Here is a 13,374-nt window from a genome sequence, read left to right as displayed (position 1 = left end):
GCTGTCTTCTTCGTGAGAGACTCGAACGAATTTATGGCTTCTTCGGGCGGATGATCATGCCCGGAGGACTGGCCTCACCGTGGGCGTACTCCCAGTCGCCCCAACTCGCGCCCTCGCGCATCATGAACATGAAGGAGTATCTGACTGTCTTCTCTTCGCCGGCTGCGACATAGTCCTCGGGGATCCTGATCAAGGCATTACCGCCCATTTCGAGGGCGACCGCTAGGAATTTTTCGTCAGCCGTGCAGCTGCTGGCATTTCCGCGTACGAACTCGAAGTTGGCAGGGAATATCATCCAGATTTTTATGTTGCCGGCGGCGACGTGAAAGCTCTCACCGGCATGCACAACGATCGGCGGGATTCTCCAGGTTCCGCGTTTTGTGTCCTCGGTCAGTTCGATCTCCGGGAAATCAGCAAAGTCTTCTGTCGTTTCCATTTCCACCTCCCGCCCCGAGATTTGGGGCTGTCACGCCGGTCCTCGATTGGATCCGGCTATTTTTCCGACCTGTGGGTCGCCGCAAGCTCGGCGAAACGCGGGTCGGCTCGCAGGTCGTCGAAATCGTGGTAGTCCTCTATGACGTCGATCGGATACCCAGCCTTGAGTGCGTTCTCGGTCCACTCGAGAGCCCGCTCCCTCTCGCCCAGCCGTTCGTAGGTGTCGGCGACGGTAAACATCAGCTCGGCGTTGTCGACGCCCGCCTTTTGGGCGCGGTCGAGATACTCCAGCGCCCCCGCTTGGTTTCCGAGGTGGACCGAGAAGGACGCGAGATGGACCAGCAGCGTCACGTTATCGGGATCGGCCTCGAGGGCCGCGCCGGCGATCTCGGCGGCGCGTGAGTAGGCCGGCCGGTAGCTCTCTGGGCCTTCTCCGGCGGCACTCCGCGCTTCGGCGAGGTAATTCCAGACGAGGAAGTCGCGGTCGTTCATCGCCAGTGCCTGCTCGTAGAGTGAGGCCGCCTCGGAGAAGTTCCCGTCATAGAACTCGAGGGTGGCGAGATTCGAGAACGCCTCGTAATCGGAGCCGATGTCGACCGCCCGCTCGAGCTGCTCGCGCGCCCCATCCCGATCGCCCATGTAGAAGAGGCTGCTGCCGAGGGCGCTGTAGCCGACGCTGCTTTCCGGGAGAAGCTCGATCACCTTGCGGAAGTAACCCGCCGCGCGTTCGTATTCGTTCCGTTCGTACACGAAGAATCGACCGATCGAGTAGTAGGTGAGCCAGTCGTCGGGCGCCGTCCGCACGGCGCGGGCCAGGGTGTCTTCTTCGACCTCGGTTTCACCGATCGCCTCGTACGCCTCCGCGAGGTGGAGATAGGCGTCGAGGCCGAGCGGGTCGAGCTCGATCGCTCGTTGCAGGTGCGAGATGGCCGCTTGGTGTGCGGAGTTGGCGAGCTGGAAACGTCCGGCCGCGAGCTGTGCCGCCGGCAGATCGGGAGCGAGAGCCACCGCCCGCTGGGCGTAGCTGGAGCCGTGCTCGAGCCAGATCGAATCGCCGTTGAGCTGATACCGCTGATCGCAGGCGTCGGCGAGCTGGACGATTGCATCCGCGTACTTCGGGTCGAGCTCGATCGCCTGCCGGTAGAGGTCCATCGCCCGCGAAAGGTGAACCTCGGTGGGCGTCTTGCCGGCGTGGCCGCGGGCCTCGAGGAAGAGCTCTGCAGCTTCGGCGTTGTTCGTTCCGCCAACCATCAGCGCCGCCTTCTCGTCCGCTCCGAGCTCGATGTCGAGCATCCCCTCGATGACTGCAACAATCCGATCCTGGACGATGAATCCGCTGGTCTCTTCGGTGGTGATGGTTCGAGAACGGATTTGACGCAGCCTTTCCGCATCGACGAGCTCGATCGGGATGCGAATGCTGTTACCCTCGCGAAGGATCGAACCCGTCACCACCAGATCGACGCCGAACACCCGGTGGGCGGCATCGGCGCTGGAAACACCCTGCCCCCGGACCTCGGATGTGGGAACGACGGACAGCGAAGACTGAAACCTCCGAAGCTCGGCCATCTTCGCGGTCACGGTGTCGAGCAGCCCGCTGCAGAACGCCTCGGAATCCGCGTCTGCTCCCGGGCAGTTGAACGGCAGGACGACCAGATGACGAGTGGTCGCCGGGTAGAACACCCGGTAGGCGATCGCAGCCAGCACCACCGCCAGGACCACAGCTGCCACCGGAAAAACGCGACGGGTCAACGACCACTGCCGACGGGCGCTTGCGGCGGAAGGGAGCGTCTGGGTCACGACCTCGGCCGGCGTCTGGTCACCGCGGAAACGTTTGAGATCGGCGACCAGCTCGGAGGCCTGCTGATATCGGTCCTTGGGCTTGCGCTTGAGGCAGCGGCGGATGATGCGCTGCAGCTCCGCCGGCACGTCGGCCCTGAGGGTTTCGATCGGAGTTGGATCGGTGGTCGTGATCGCGAGCAGCATCGCCTGCTCGCTTCCAGAGGCGAACGCGCGACGGCCGGTGACCATCTCGTAGAGCACGGCACCAAGCGCCCACAGGTCACTGCGGCCGTCGATCTCGTCACCAGTGGCCTGCTCGGGCGACATGTAGGCCGGGGTGCCGATCACCGAACCCTGGCGGGTAACGGTCGCCTCTCCGGCGAGCTTGGCGAGCCCGAAATCCACGACCTTGACCTGGTCATGATCCGTGATGAGGATATTGGCAGGTTTGACGTCGCGGTGGACGATTCCGCCCTCGTGGGCGGCGCCGAGCGCCTCGCCGATCTGAATCGCGATCTCCACCACCTCGTCGATCGACATCGGCCCTCGCAAGATTCGCTGCTTGAGGGTGTCGCCGGAGTAGTGGGCCATGGCGATGAAAAGCTGTCCCTGGGGCGTTTCTCCGATGTCGAAGACGGTGCAGATATGGGGGTGGTCGAGGGCCGAGGCAGCCTTTGCCTCGCGGGTGAATCGTTCACGGAGCAGGGGTTCCTGGCACCACTCGATCGGCAGGAACTTGAGGGCAACAGTGCGCTCGAGGCGGGTGTCCTCGGCGCGATAGACGACCCCCATGCCTCCGCCGCCGAGCCGTTCGAGGATCCTGTAATGGGAAACCGTGCTCCCGATCACTTCGCCCCCCAAGCGCTCGCCGAAGATTCGATGAACAAAACTTCCACCGGTTTTCCGCCCTCCCCGGGAGAACCGTTGTGCCCGTTGCCCTCGCAGATGCCTGGCGCCATTGTACACAAGCGAGCACAAAGTGCGGCACGTGTACCCTTGGCGCGATGCGCGAATATCTGGTGAACGCCGACTTCGATCTGTCGCTGCGCCCGCGTCGGTTGCAGGGGGTGGCCGACGGCAGGGGACGGCAGGCGAAGGAGATGCCGCTGCACCTCTTGTTGCTCGCCGCCGGCGGCGACAGCGTGCTGGTCGACGAAGCGCCTGATGACGCATTCCTGGCATACCTGGAGAGGAAGGGCATCGCCAGACCCGGGTTTACTGTCGAGCCCAAGGTTACGATGCGTGCCCGGTTCGTGCCATTCGGGTGGAATCACCGTGCGGCAACGGCCAACACCCGCTACGACGACCCGTCGCCTCACCCGCCGCTCGAGATCGTCGAGCGAGTCAACGGGCGGCGATTTGCAGCGGAGATCGAAGAGGAACTGTTCGGCGATCAACACGTCCACGGCGTCTTTTTCGACCCGGCCGAGGTCGAGGAATGGATGGCCTCTCGAGAGCCCGACGACGGATGGCTCGTGAAGTCCGACCATGGAAATGCGGGCCTCGGCAATCGTCGCATTCGCTCGCGGGCCCTCAGTCCCTCCGATCGCGAGGTGCTGCGCCGGCTGCTGGCGGAGGATTCGTGTGTTCTTGTCGAGAGGTGGCGCCGGCGGACCCTCGACATCTCTTCTGTCTTCGAAGTCAATGACCGGGGATCCATCGAGAATCTGGAGGTTTACGAGGTCGTCAACACGGCAGATGGTGCCTTCATCGGGTCCCTGTTCGACCGCGACTCCGTGGCCCTCGAGCGGTGGCGACCGTCGGTCGGCGAGGTTGCGGACCGCGTCGGCAAAAGGCTCTCCGAAGAGGGTTATTTCGGCCCCGTCTGCCTCGATCATTTCGTGTGGTCGGATGAGGGGAAGCCCCGGCTGAGGCGGCTGGCCGACCTTAATGCGAGGCTTCAGGTTTCAGCGCCAATGCTTCGGCTCTGGCTGTCATGGAACCGTGATCGTGTGATCTACTGGCGGCTGTTCAACGCCAGGAAGCTGAAATTGCCCACCGATTACGATGAGTTCGATACTGCCTTGGGCGAAGATGCCTTCGATCCTCTGCTGCGGGTCGGTACCCTCGTGACCTCGCCCTTCTTTTCGGCCGGGCGGAGGTTGCGACGGGTCGGTGTCTTGCTGTCGGCGACTGACCGTGAAGGTGTCGACAGGCTGGACGCAGTGCTGAGGGTGCAATTCGAGCGATGAGTCTCCACATTCTGACGATCGTCGGCCCCACCGCGAGCGGGAAAACCCGTCTCGGCGTCGAGATCGCCCACCATCTGGGGTCGGAGATCATATCGGCGGACTCGCGACAGGTCTACCGAGGCCTCGACATCGGAACCGGCAAAGATCTCTGCGAATACGCCTCGGTCTCGCCCCCGGTGGCCTATCACCTGATCGACATCGCGGATCCAGAGGAGGTTTATACGCTCTTTCGGTACCAGCAGGACTGTTACGAGGTGCTGCGTACGATGGAATCGAGGGAACCGTTTGCTGAGACGGCGGTGCCGGCGGTAATGGTCGGAGGCAGCGGGCTCTACGTCGAGGCCGTGGTCCGCGGCTACCGCCTCGCGGATGTGCCGAAGAACGGGGAGCTGCGTACGCACCTTGAGAAAAAGAACAGAGACGACCTGGTTGCAGAGTTGAAGCGCAGGTCGCCGGAGCTTGCTGAGAAGACGGATCTGTCGAGTAAGAGGAGGGTGATCCGGTCCATCGAAGTTGTGGAGTTCGAAGAAAACGCACCGGTTCGCTACAGCGAGCCGCCCGGGATCGATCTGGGCTTCTCGGTCTACGGTGTGCGGGTCGAGAGGGACGAGCTGCGTCGCCGCATCGGAGAACGATTGCGATCACGTCTCGAAGAAGGCATGGTGGAGGAGGTGCAAGGGCTGCTCGACCGCGGAATCACTCAGTCCCGGCTGGAAGAGCTCGGTCTCGAGTATCGCGAGATCGGGACCTACCTGGCCGGGCAAAAGACCCGGGTTCGGATGGTCGCCGACCTGGAAGCCGCCATCGGTCGCTTTGCCAAGCGCCAGCTAACATGGTTTCGCGGCATGGAGCGGCGCGGGACGCCGATCCGCTGGATTGGTCCAAAGGACATCCAGGCCGTTATCGAAGAATTGGCATAAAACGGTGAGAGGCCATATCTTATGAAACAGGGGTCCCCTGATGATCAGGCCACTCGCTGCGGTGGCGGCGGAGCCCGCCGACATCCGGATGCGATTCCAGGCTTTGCTGGAACGTGCTGCTTCTGCGACCGAAATGAGCGAGGTGCCGGTTCCGGGACCCTACCTGACGATCTCACGCGAAGCCGGGTCCGGGGGTGCCGAGGTCGCTCGACGGGTTGGCGAGAGGCTCGGCTGGTCGGTTCTCGACCGCGATCTGGTCAACGGTCTGGCGAAACGCCTCGAACTCGAACCCAGGCTCCTCGAGCTGATGGACGAGACCCGAGTAGGGTGGTTTTCCGAAACGCTGCTCAACCTCTTCAACTCGAGGCTCGTTCTTCAGAACTCCTACGTGTCGATGTTGAGCAGGGTGATTGCCCTGGCCGCCTTCGAGGGCCGGGTGATCATCGTCGGCCGCGGCGCCAACCTGGTGCTGCCGCCGGACGATGGCCTTCGAGTCCGGGTGGTCGCGGATCGAGCGTTGCGTATCGCGTCGCTCGCCGAGCGCGAGGGACTGGAACACAAGGCGGCCGCCCAGCGGCTCGACGAGGTCGATGCCAGCCGTTCGAATTTCGTGCGTCGGAACTTCCACGCCGATTTGAGGGACATGGCCAATTTCGATCTGGTAATCGACGCCGCGCGCTTCGGTCTCGGTGGCTGCGTCGACTTGATCTCTCACAGCCTGATGCTTCGAGGCTTGTCGGATTAATTCACGGTCAGCGGTTGGCTCAGCGTGAATTTGCCGATCTTCGCCCAGAAGCGCTCGCCGGCGTCGGTCACCATCTCGTAACTGCCTTCCATCGAGCCGAAGGGCGTTCCGAGGGGACAGAACGAGGAGTATTCGAACGATTCGCCCGGCGCCATGACCGGTTGTTCACCGATCACCCCCGGTCCGCGGACCTCTTCGACCCTGCCGTGGGCGTCGGTGATCACCCAGTGGCGGTTGAGGAGCTGCACGGGCGCCTCGCCGCGGTTAGAAATTCGGATGCGGTAGGAGAAGAACCAGCTTCCCTGGGCCGGGTTGGAGCGTTCGGGCACGTAGCGCGATCGGACCGTGACTCGGATGCCTCGTGTTGTTGCTTCAGAATCGACCACCGGCGTTCGTCCTTCCATTCTTCTCGAAGAATCCAACCAGTATCATCGTGCCCGGATTCCCGGACGATAAACTGGCCCGAGATACCAACCATTTGCCTGTTTGCAGCATCTTATGTGGTGTGGAAACGATTGCGACCTTCCCCGTACCAGAAACGGCGCCACCGAGGGTGACCATGAGCGGAGTCGACGCTCGGAACGACCGGACTCGGCTGGTTGAACGAGCGGCCAGCGGTGACGTCGATGCTTTCGAGGAGCTTTACCGGGAAAATGCCGGCAGGGTCTACCTTCTCTGTCTGAGAATGTGCGGTGATCCATCTCTCGCAGAAGAGTTGGCCCAGGAGGCCTTCGTGCGCGCCTGGCAGAAGCTCGGTTCCTTCCGAGGTGCCAGCGCGTTCTCGACCTGGCTACATCGCGTGACTGTCAATGTGGTACTCGGTGACCGGCGAAGCACCGCGAGACGGGAGGCACGGGTCAAATCGGTCGGTGACAGGCTGCCGGTTGAAGAGGCCGTTTCCGATCCGTCACCAGGGCAGGTGATGGATCTTGAGAGATCGATAAGGGCGTTACCGGAGGGCGCGCGAACGGTGTTCGTGCTGCATGACATCGAGGGTTACCGACACAAGGAGATCTCGCGTCTCACGGGCCTTGCAGTTGGCACGTCGAAAGCGCAGCTGCATCGTGCGCGCCGGTTGCTGAGAAAGGCGTTGACATCATGAATTGCCACGAATCAGCCGATCGATTTGATGAGTATCTCGATGGGCGGCTCGATCCAGCGGAAGCCAATGATCTTCGTACGCACCTCGCCGGTTGCAGGTCATGCTCCGAATCTCTCGAACAGATTCTCGAGTTGCGCGATCTCGCGGCCTCCCTTCCTCGCTCCGAAGAGCCGCCACGGGACCTTTGGCCCAGCATTGCCGCTCGGATATCGGAGGGAAAGGTCGTGCGCGGGCGATTCGGATACCGAGCGTTGCTCGCCGCGGCTGCTGCGGTGGTGATCGTGTCGGCCGTGATCGGGGCGTATCTCATCGGGCGGTCGCAGGCGGTTGTCGTCGCTGAGGGGCCGGCTGTCGTTTCGGGAGGGCCATCCGAGATCCTGCTCGCATCATTCGAGGGTCTGGGTGTCGACGGTTACGAGACTAGACGGAATGAACTCCTGCACGCTCTGGATCTGCGAAAGGACGAGCTCTCGCCGGAAACCATCGCAGTGGTGATGGACAATCTTCTGTTGATCGATCAGGCGATGGACAGGATATCCGTGGCGCTCGGCGAGGACCCGGAGAACGAACTCTTGATGAAGCAATTGGCGGGCGCGTACCGGCGGCAGATCGATCTGCTGCAACGCGCGGTCCGTTTGCCGGCTGAGATTTGAACGAAATACCCGGCTGGCCGGGTTTGGAGGTAACAATGAAGAGAATCGCAACGAACACAGGCATTTTGATCGCCGCGTTGTTGATGGTCGGTGTTGGCTGGACCGCTCAACCGGTCAATGAGAGCCTTCCGATCAACCCGGATTCCGAGGTCGGAATCGAGGTCCTCTCGGGCACCGTAACGATTGAGGCGTGGGGTCAGAACCTCGTGGAGGTGACCGGCACTCTCGGCGATGGCGTCGAGGATCTCGAGATCGATGCCGATGAAGACGGCGTCTACATCGAGGTGGAATATGATGAGCAATACCACGGGCGACAGGACGTCGATACGAATCTGACGATTCGTGTTCCGGCAGGAGTTGCCCTGTCGGTCGAGACGGTGAGCGCTTCGGTCTCCGTCACCGGCCTCTCCGGTGAGCTGGAGGTCGAGACGGTCAGCGGTGCGGTCGATATCGCGAGCACGCCTGCGGAGCTCGATGTCGAGACCGTGAGTGGGAGCATCTATGTCAACCGCGCCCCTCACGAGGCCGATATCTCCTCCGTCAGCGGTTTGATCGAGGTGCGTGAAGCCGGCGGAATGCTCGATGCCGAGAATGTCAGCGGCAGTATCACGATTCACGGTGGTGTGATCGACGGCGGCGATTTCGAGACGGTTTCGGGCGACATCACGTGTCACGCAGTTCCCAACCCGGGCAGCAGCCTCGATATGGAAACGATGGACGGGACGATAACGCTGACGATCGACGCAAATCTGGTCGCATCGTTCGATCTCACGACCTTTTCCGGTTCGATCGAGAACCAGATCGGACCGGAACCGAAGCGGACGAGCAAATACACACCGGGCAAGGAGCTGAGCTTCAACACTGGCACCGGTGGTCCCGATATCTCGCTCGAAAGCTTCAGCGGATCGATCAGGTTGATCACTCGCTGAGAACCACCATCTTTTTCCTCCTCCTCGAAGAGGACTGGCGCGGCCGGGTCGTCTGGCCGCGCCCCTTTCTTCTGATTCCGTTCACTGATGAGGCCTCTGTCGCGGCCTGTGATGCACCGCACTCCCCGGGCGTGTGCTGAAACGATTCGGGGTAACATGGTCGGGTGCCATCTTCGGCGCTGGGAGGGGGTCCCCGATGCGCAAACAGCTGGTGGTGACAGCCGCGGGTCGTGATCGTATCGGCGTTGTCGAAGAAATGGCGGAGATCATCCTCAGGCATGACGGCAACGTCGAATCAAGCCGCATGGTCCGGCTTGGAGGGGATTTCGCAATGCTCATGTTCGTGACTGCGCCGGAAGAGACCGTGGATGAGCTGCGGAAGGCGTTGTCCGAGGTTCACTATTCGCGGTACGACGTTCAGACGCGTCTCAGCGAGGTTTCTGAGCCCGAAGAGACGTCGGCGGTGCCGTGCGCGATCACGATTCTCGGAGCCGACCACATGGGGATCATCCACCAGGTATCACGCTACCTTGCGGAACAGGGGATCAATATGGAGACGATGACGACCGAGGTTGTGGCGGCACCGATGAGTGGCTCGCCACTCTTCACGATGTCGGCCGTCGTGAAGGTACCGCCCCAGCTGGAGGTCGAGGACCTGAGAGAGGCGCTGGAGTTCATTGGCGACGAGGTCGGCGTCGATACCAAGGTCTTTCCGCACGTGGACGAAGAATAGTCGCCGCTACGCGAAAGTTCGGGCGGTGCTCGCGGGCAACCTTTTACGTTCGAACGTTTAAACGTTGAACGTTCCTAGTACGCAAACGGATCTGGCGCAGGGGGAGCTTCCTCAGCAGGAGCGGCAGCCGTCTTCTTCTTCTTCGATCTCCGCGGGCGCCGCCGTTTCTTCTTCGCGGCCGGTTTCGCATTCTCCTCTTCGGGAGCGTCGGTCGCACCCGCTTGCTCTCCGCTCTCGGGTGGGGTCGGTGCCTTCTGTTCAATGGTGCCGTCGGGCGCCTTGGCCTTCTTGTGCTTACGACCCCCGCGACGGCGCCGTTTCTTGGCCGGAGCGGCTTTCGCTGCATCGTCGTCACCGTCGGCTGATTCACCCTTCTCCGCGGGAGGTGTGCTCTGCTTGACGCTCTTTTTCTTCGATAATCCGTCGGCGAGATTGGCAGCGCTCACGGCCGCTGCAGCGGCGTGTTCTCCGTCCTTGGCCCGATCGTACCATTCGATGTGCTCCTCGCCACGGTGGAGCCCGGAAGCCGCGATGATATCGATGTCGATATCGAACTCGCGTTGAAGGTTGGCGAGCTCCTGCCTCCTCTCGTTCTGCAGCGCGTCGGCGAGTTCCGGATGAAGCTCGACCCGCACACCTCCGAGGCGGCCGGTGACCGCACGCGTTTCGATACGACGGAGGATGTTGAGGCCGATCAACTCCGGACTGGCGATGGTCCCGGCGCCGCTGCAGGTCGGACAGGGGCGGTGGGTTCGAAGCTGAAGCGCTTTCTTCAGACGTTGGCGATTGATCTCGAGCAGGCCGTTTTCCGAAATCTTGCTGGCAGCGGTCCGCGCCTTGTCGTCCTTCATCGCGTCCCGCATCGTCTTTTCAATTTCGCGCTGGTGCTTCGGTGATCGCATATCGATGAAATCGACCACCACGAGGCCGCCGATATCGCGAAGTCGGAGCTGCCGAGCCACCTCGGACGCAGCCTCGAGGTTGGTCTTGAAGGCGGTTTCCTCCTGACTGCCGCCGCGCGTGGATCGCCCGGAGTTGACATCAATGGCGGTCAGCGCCTCGGTGCCGTCGATCACGATCGAGCCGCCGCTCGGGAGCTCGACCTTGCGTTGGTAAATCCGGTCGATCTGTTCTTCGAGGTTGTAGCGGCTGAAGAGCGGCATCCGGTCCGTGTAGCGGATGAGACGTTTGACGGCTCTCGGCGTGAAGGTCCGCATGTAACCCTGAGCCTTCTCGAAGGCCTGGTCGTCGTCGACCAGAATCTCCTCGATCGAGTTGTCGAAGGAGTCGCGCAACGCCTGTACGATCAGATCCTGGTCTGAGTAGAGGAGCCGCGGTCCCTTGCCAATGGCGGCCTCGGCGCGGATCTTCTTCCACAACCTGAGGAGGGCGTTGAGATCGCGGTTGAGGGTTCTCTGGGGTTGGTCGAGGGCGTTGGTGCGGAGGATCACACCGCAGCCTTCGGGCAGATCGAGCTTGCCGACCCGCTCCTTGACCTCCTGCCGTTCTTCCTCGTCGACCTTGCGCGAGACTCCGCGCACATCGTCGTACGGCATCAGCACGAGATACCGTCCCGCGATGCTGAGGTTGGTTGTGACCAGGGCGCCTTTACGCCCGACCCCATCTCGGACCACCTGGACCATGATCGGCTTCCCGCGCTCGAGAATGCGATCTATCCGAGGGTGTTTCTCATGAGTGGTCGGTTTCTTGTGATAGGCCTCTGAGACCACATCATCGGCCCGCAGGAGTCCATCCTTTTCGGCGCCGAAGTTGACAAAGGCCGCGTCCAGCGAAGGTTGCAGATTGGCAACCACTCCACGGTAGATATTGCCTCGGCAGAGGCCCGATTCGGTGGCCGAAACCTCGTACCGGTCGAGGATGTCGTCGGTGATGATGGCGATGCGCACCTCATCAGGGCGCTGCGCGTTGATCAGCATGCGTCGTGTCACGACGTCTCCATTTCATTCAATTCATGCGGGGAGGGTCCGGTTGGTCATCGGTCGCTGCTCCATCCGCGCGCACAGGGTAGCATAAGTTTTGAATTTTGTTAGGTTTCGGATCGGGATCGTTCGAACGTTGAAACGTTTGAACGTTGGAGCGTTGGGTCAGCAGCGATAGAGCACCGCCCCCCAGTTCAGCCCGCTGCCGAGGCCGACGAAGGCCACCAGGTCGCCCGGCTTGACGCGGCCCTGTTCGAGGGCCTCGTGGTAGGCAATAGGGATGGTGCCGGCGGTGGTGTTGCCGTAATCTTGAATGTTGTTGAACACCTTTTCATCCGGCAGACCCAGGCGTTTCTGCACGCCTTCGTTGATGCGGAGATTGGCCTGGTGGAAGATCACGAGGTCGAGATCATCGGTCGTCAAACCGTTGCGCTCCAGGATCTCGAGGGTCACCTGGGGCATGAAGGTTACAGCGAGGGCATAAACCTTGCGCCCTTCGACGATGGGAGTCACATCGCCGGAGGTGATCATCTCCGGCCGGATATAGGGCCTGAAGGCGCTGCCCGCGGCCTTGGTCCAGAGCCTTTCCGCCTCGTCACCGTTGGTGTGGAGAAGGCAGTCGACGACTCCTCGGTCGCCGTCCTCGCGCGCCTCGACGACCACCGCGCCGGCGCCATCTCCGAAGAGCACAACGCGGTCCCTGGTTTCGGTGTTTCGTGCGTAATCCTCTTTCGAGACAGGATCGTGGTCATGTCCCAACGCCACGCTCCACGAATGTTCGCTCCAGGGAACTAGTGACGCGTGAACCTCGGCCCCGATCACCAGAACGCGGCGATACTGGCCGGAGCGGATCAGCGCGTCCGCGAGTTGGAGGGCGTAGATGAAGCCGGCGCACTGCTGGCGGATGTCGAGGCACGGAACCTGCTCGAGCCCGAGCTTGCGTTGCAGGAAGGGTGCCGATCCCGGGAAGAAGTAGTCCGGTGTCATGGTCGCGAAGATCACGTAATCGATGTCTTCGGGTTTCAGGCCCGCGTTGTCCAACGCCCGGGCACAGGCAGGGACAGCAAGGTCCGAGGTGGCTTGGTCCGGCGCCGCGTACTGCCGCTTGACGATCCCGGTCCGCACCTGAATCCACTCGTCCGAGGTGTCCATCAGCTTGGCGAGAGCGTTGTTGTCGACACTGGCCTCCGGAATGTACATACCGGTTCCGGTGATCACCGAACGCATGAGCGCCTCCTTTGCTGGGGGGAATGATATCCCAGCCGCATCGCCCGAATGGCTCGACGCGGGATTCTGGATATCCGATCTTGGATTTTCGATATTGGATATCGGTTTGGGTGTCAAACACTTGACAGTTCAGAACGAGGATTCATGGATTTGATGCATCCAGCATCCAGCATCCAGCATCCAACATCCAGCATCCAACATCCAACAGCCTTCGCGAACTCCGAGTTGCCAGAAAACGGCGGGTGGGTGGTATTGTTCAGGCGATGGCAGACGGCGTCCGAATCTCGTTTAGCGACCTGGCCAAGCGCTACGACCTGCGGGTCGTCTTCAGATCGGTCTCGGGCGAGGCTATGGCCGGCGAGGTGCTGGTGATCACCGGGCCCAACGGTTCCGGCAAGTCGACCCTCATGGCGATTCTCTGCGGCCTCACTCGGGCCACCCGCGGGACGGTGAACCATTTGGTTGGCGAGGAGGAAGCCGAGCGCGAGAATTGGCGCCGCCACCTCGGAGTTGTGGCGCCGTCGATGGCGGTATACGAGGAACTGGACGCGATGGAGAATCTCCGATTCTTCGCCAGGGTGAGGGGCATCGCGGAGCCCGAAAAGCGGTGCAGAGAATGCCTCGAATTAGTTGGACTGGACCCGGGTCGCCGGACCCCGGTACGAGGATTCTCGACCGGCATGGCACAGCGCCTCAAAATCGCGCAGGCGGTCCTCCAT

The 13,374-nt window shown here is 62.0% G+C and carries 13 protein-coding genes; 8 read left to right on the top strand and 5 right to left on the bottom strand.

Annotation, left to right across the window (positions count from 1 at the left end; translation table 11 throughout):
• Window positions 1-31 precede the first annotated feature (31 nt).
• Both LJE93_15515 and LJE93_15510 read right to left on the bottom strand, forming a co-directional pair.
• Window positions 32-436 (bottom strand): hypothetical protein, encoded by a 405-nt coding sequence (locus tag LJE93_15515; GenBank protein MCG6950322.1) that lies wholly within the window; start codon window positions 434-436, stop codon window positions 32-34.
• A gap of 56 nt (window positions 437-492) precedes the next feature.
• Complete coding sequence (locus LJE93_15510) at window positions 493-3,063, bottom strand: protein kinase (protein ID MCG6950321.1); 2,571 nt, start codon at window positions 3,061-3,063, stop codon at window positions 493-495.
• 155 nt (window positions 3,064-3,218) lie between these two features.
• Here LJE93_15510 and LJE93_15505 point away from each other — a divergent pair, with 155 nt between their 5' ends.
• The 3 genes from LJE93_15505 to LJE93_15495 are packed head-to-tail and all read left to right on the top strand — an operon-like array spanning window position 3,219 to window position 6,071.
• Complete coding sequence (locus tag LJE93_15505) at window positions 3,219-4,406, top strand: hypothetical protein (GenBank protein ID MCG6950320.1); 1,188 nt, start codon at window positions 3,219-3,221, stop codon at window positions 4,404-4,406.
• The gene (gene miaA / locus LJE93_15500; protein MCG6950319.1) at window positions 4,403-5,326 is read left to right on the top strand and encodes a tRNA (adenosine(37)-N6)-dimethylallyltransferase MiaA; all 924 of its coding nucleotides are present in this window, start codon (window positions 4,403-4,405) and stop codon (window positions 5,324-5,326) included. Before LJE93_15505 ends, miaA begins: the two co-directional genes overlap by 4 nt.
• A 40-nt stretch (window positions 5,327-5,366) precedes the next feature.
• Window positions 5,367-6,071 carry a cytidylate kinase-like family protein gene (locus tag LJE93_15495; protein ID MCG6950318.1) on the top strand — a complete coding sequence of 235 codons (705 nt, stop codon included), beginning with the start codon at window positions 5,367-5,369 and terminating at the stop codon, window positions 6,069-6,071.
• On the opposite strand, the gene apaG is transcribed toward LJE93_15495, so the two are convergent.
• Window positions 6,068-6,475 (bottom strand): Co2+/Mg2+ efflux protein ApaG, encoded by a 408-nt coding sequence (gene apaG, locus LJE93_15490; GenBank protein MCG6950317.1) that lies wholly within the window; start codon window positions 6,473-6,475, stop codon window positions 6,068-6,070. The genes LJE93_15495 and apaG overlap by 4 nt on opposite strands.
• A 155-nt stretch (window positions 6,476-6,630) precedes the next feature.
• Between apaG and LJE93_15485 the strand changes: the two genes are divergently transcribed.
• From LJE93_15485 to LJE93_15470, 4 genes are all read left to right on the top strand, one after another.
• On the top strand, window positions 6,631-7,173 hold the full coding sequence (locus LJE93_15485; protein ID MCG6950316.1) for a sigma-70 family RNA polymerase sigma factor: 543 nt from the start codon (window positions 6,631-6,633) through the stop codon (window positions 7,171-7,173).
• Window positions 7,170-7,826 carry a zf-HC2 domain-containing protein gene (locus LJE93_15480; protein ID MCG6950315.1) on the top strand — a complete coding sequence of 219 codons (657 nt, stop codon included), beginning with the start codon at window positions 7,170-7,172 and terminating at the stop codon, window positions 7,824-7,826. The genes LJE93_15485 and LJE93_15480 overlap by 4 nt, the downstream gene beginning before the upstream one ends.
• A 35-nt stretch (window positions 7,827-7,861) precedes the next feature.
• Window positions 7,862-8,755: a DUF4097 domain-containing protein gene (locus LJE93_15475; GenBank protein ID MCG6950314.1), complete on the top strand. Its 894-nt coding sequence runs from the start codon at window positions 7,862-7,864 to the stop codon at window positions 8,753-8,755.
• A 196-nt stretch (window positions 8,756-8,951) separates the two neighbouring features.
• A complete protein-coding gene (locus LJE93_15470; protein ID MCG6950313.1) occupies window positions 8,952-9,488 on the top strand; it encodes a transcriptional regulator in 537 nt (178 codons plus the stop codon).
• 74 nt (window positions 9,489-9,562) lie between these two features.
• Here the strand turns inward: LJE93_15470 and LJE93_15465 are convergent, their stop codons facing one another.
• Both LJE93_15465 and LJE93_15460 read right to left on the bottom strand, forming a co-directional pair.
• The gene (locus tag LJE93_15465) at window positions 9,563-11,437 is read right to left on the bottom strand and encodes an Rne/Rng family ribonuclease (protein MCG6950312.1); all 1,875 of its coding nucleotides are present in this window, start codon (window positions 11,435-11,437) and stop codon (window positions 9,563-9,565) included.
• 156 nt (window positions 11,438-11,593) lie between these two features.
• A complete protein-coding gene (locus tag LJE93_15460; GenBank protein ID MCG6950311.1) occupies window positions 11,594-12,655 on the bottom strand; it encodes a ketoacyl-ACP synthase III in 1,062 nt (353 codons plus the stop codon).
• Window positions 12,656-12,918: 263 nt separating this feature from the next.
• On the opposite strand from LJE93_15460, the gene LJE93_15455 reads away from it, so the two are divergent.
• Window positions 12,919-13,374, top strand: a 456-nt coding sequence (locus tag LJE93_15455) for an ABC transporter ATP-binding protein (protein ID MCG6950310.1), incomplete at its 3' end; no start/stop codon positions are given.

Source organism: Acidobacteriota bacterium (assembly GCA_022340665.1).
GTDB lineage: Bacteria > Acidobacteriota > Thermoanaerobaculia > Thermoanaerobaculales > Sulfomarinibacteraceae > Sulfomarinibacter.
Note: the sequence above shows the minus strand (reverse complement) of the source record. Positions and strands in the feature narration are given on the sequence as shown.

Excerpts from the sequence above, each read along its gene's own strand:
- LJE93_15515 (MCG6950322.1), bottom strand. The coding sequence starts at position 436 with ATGGAAACGACAGAAGACTTTGCTGATTTCCCGGAGATCGAACTGACC.
- LJE93_15505 (MCG6950320.1), top strand. The coding sequence starts at position 3,219 with ATGCGCGAATATCTGGTGAACGCCGACTTCGATCTGTCGCTGCGCCCG.
- miaA (MCG6950319.1), top strand. The coding sequence starts at position 4,403 with ATGAGTCTCCACATTCTGACGATCGTCGGCCCCACCGCGAGCGGGAAA.
- LJE93_15495 (MCG6950318.1), top strand. The coding sequence starts at position 5,367 with ATGATCAGGCCACTCGCTGCGGTGGCGGCGGAGCCCGCCGACATCCGG.
- apaG (MCG6950317.1), bottom strand. The coding sequence starts at position 6,475 with ATGGAAGGACGAACGCCGGTGGTCGATTCTGAAGCAACAACACGAGGC.
- LJE93_15485 (MCG6950316.1), top strand. The coding sequence starts at position 6,631 with ATGAGCGGAGTCGACGCTCGGAACGACCGGACTCGGCTGGTTGAACGA.
- LJE93_15480 (MCG6950315.1), top strand. The coding sequence starts at position 7,170 with ATGAATTGCCACGAATCAGCCGATCGATTTGATGAGTATCTCGATGGG.
- LJE93_15475 (MCG6950314.1), top strand. The coding sequence starts at position 7,862 with ATGAAGAGAATCGCAACGAACACAGGCATTTTGATCGCCGCGTTGTTG.
- LJE93_15470 (MCG6950313.1), top strand. The coding sequence starts at position 8,952 with ATGCGCAAACAGCTGGTGGTGACAGCCGCGGGTCGTGATCGTATCGGC.
- LJE93_15460 (MCG6950311.1), bottom strand. The coding sequence starts at position 12,655 with ATGCGTTCGGTGATCACCGGAACCGGTATGTACATTCCGGAGGCCAGT.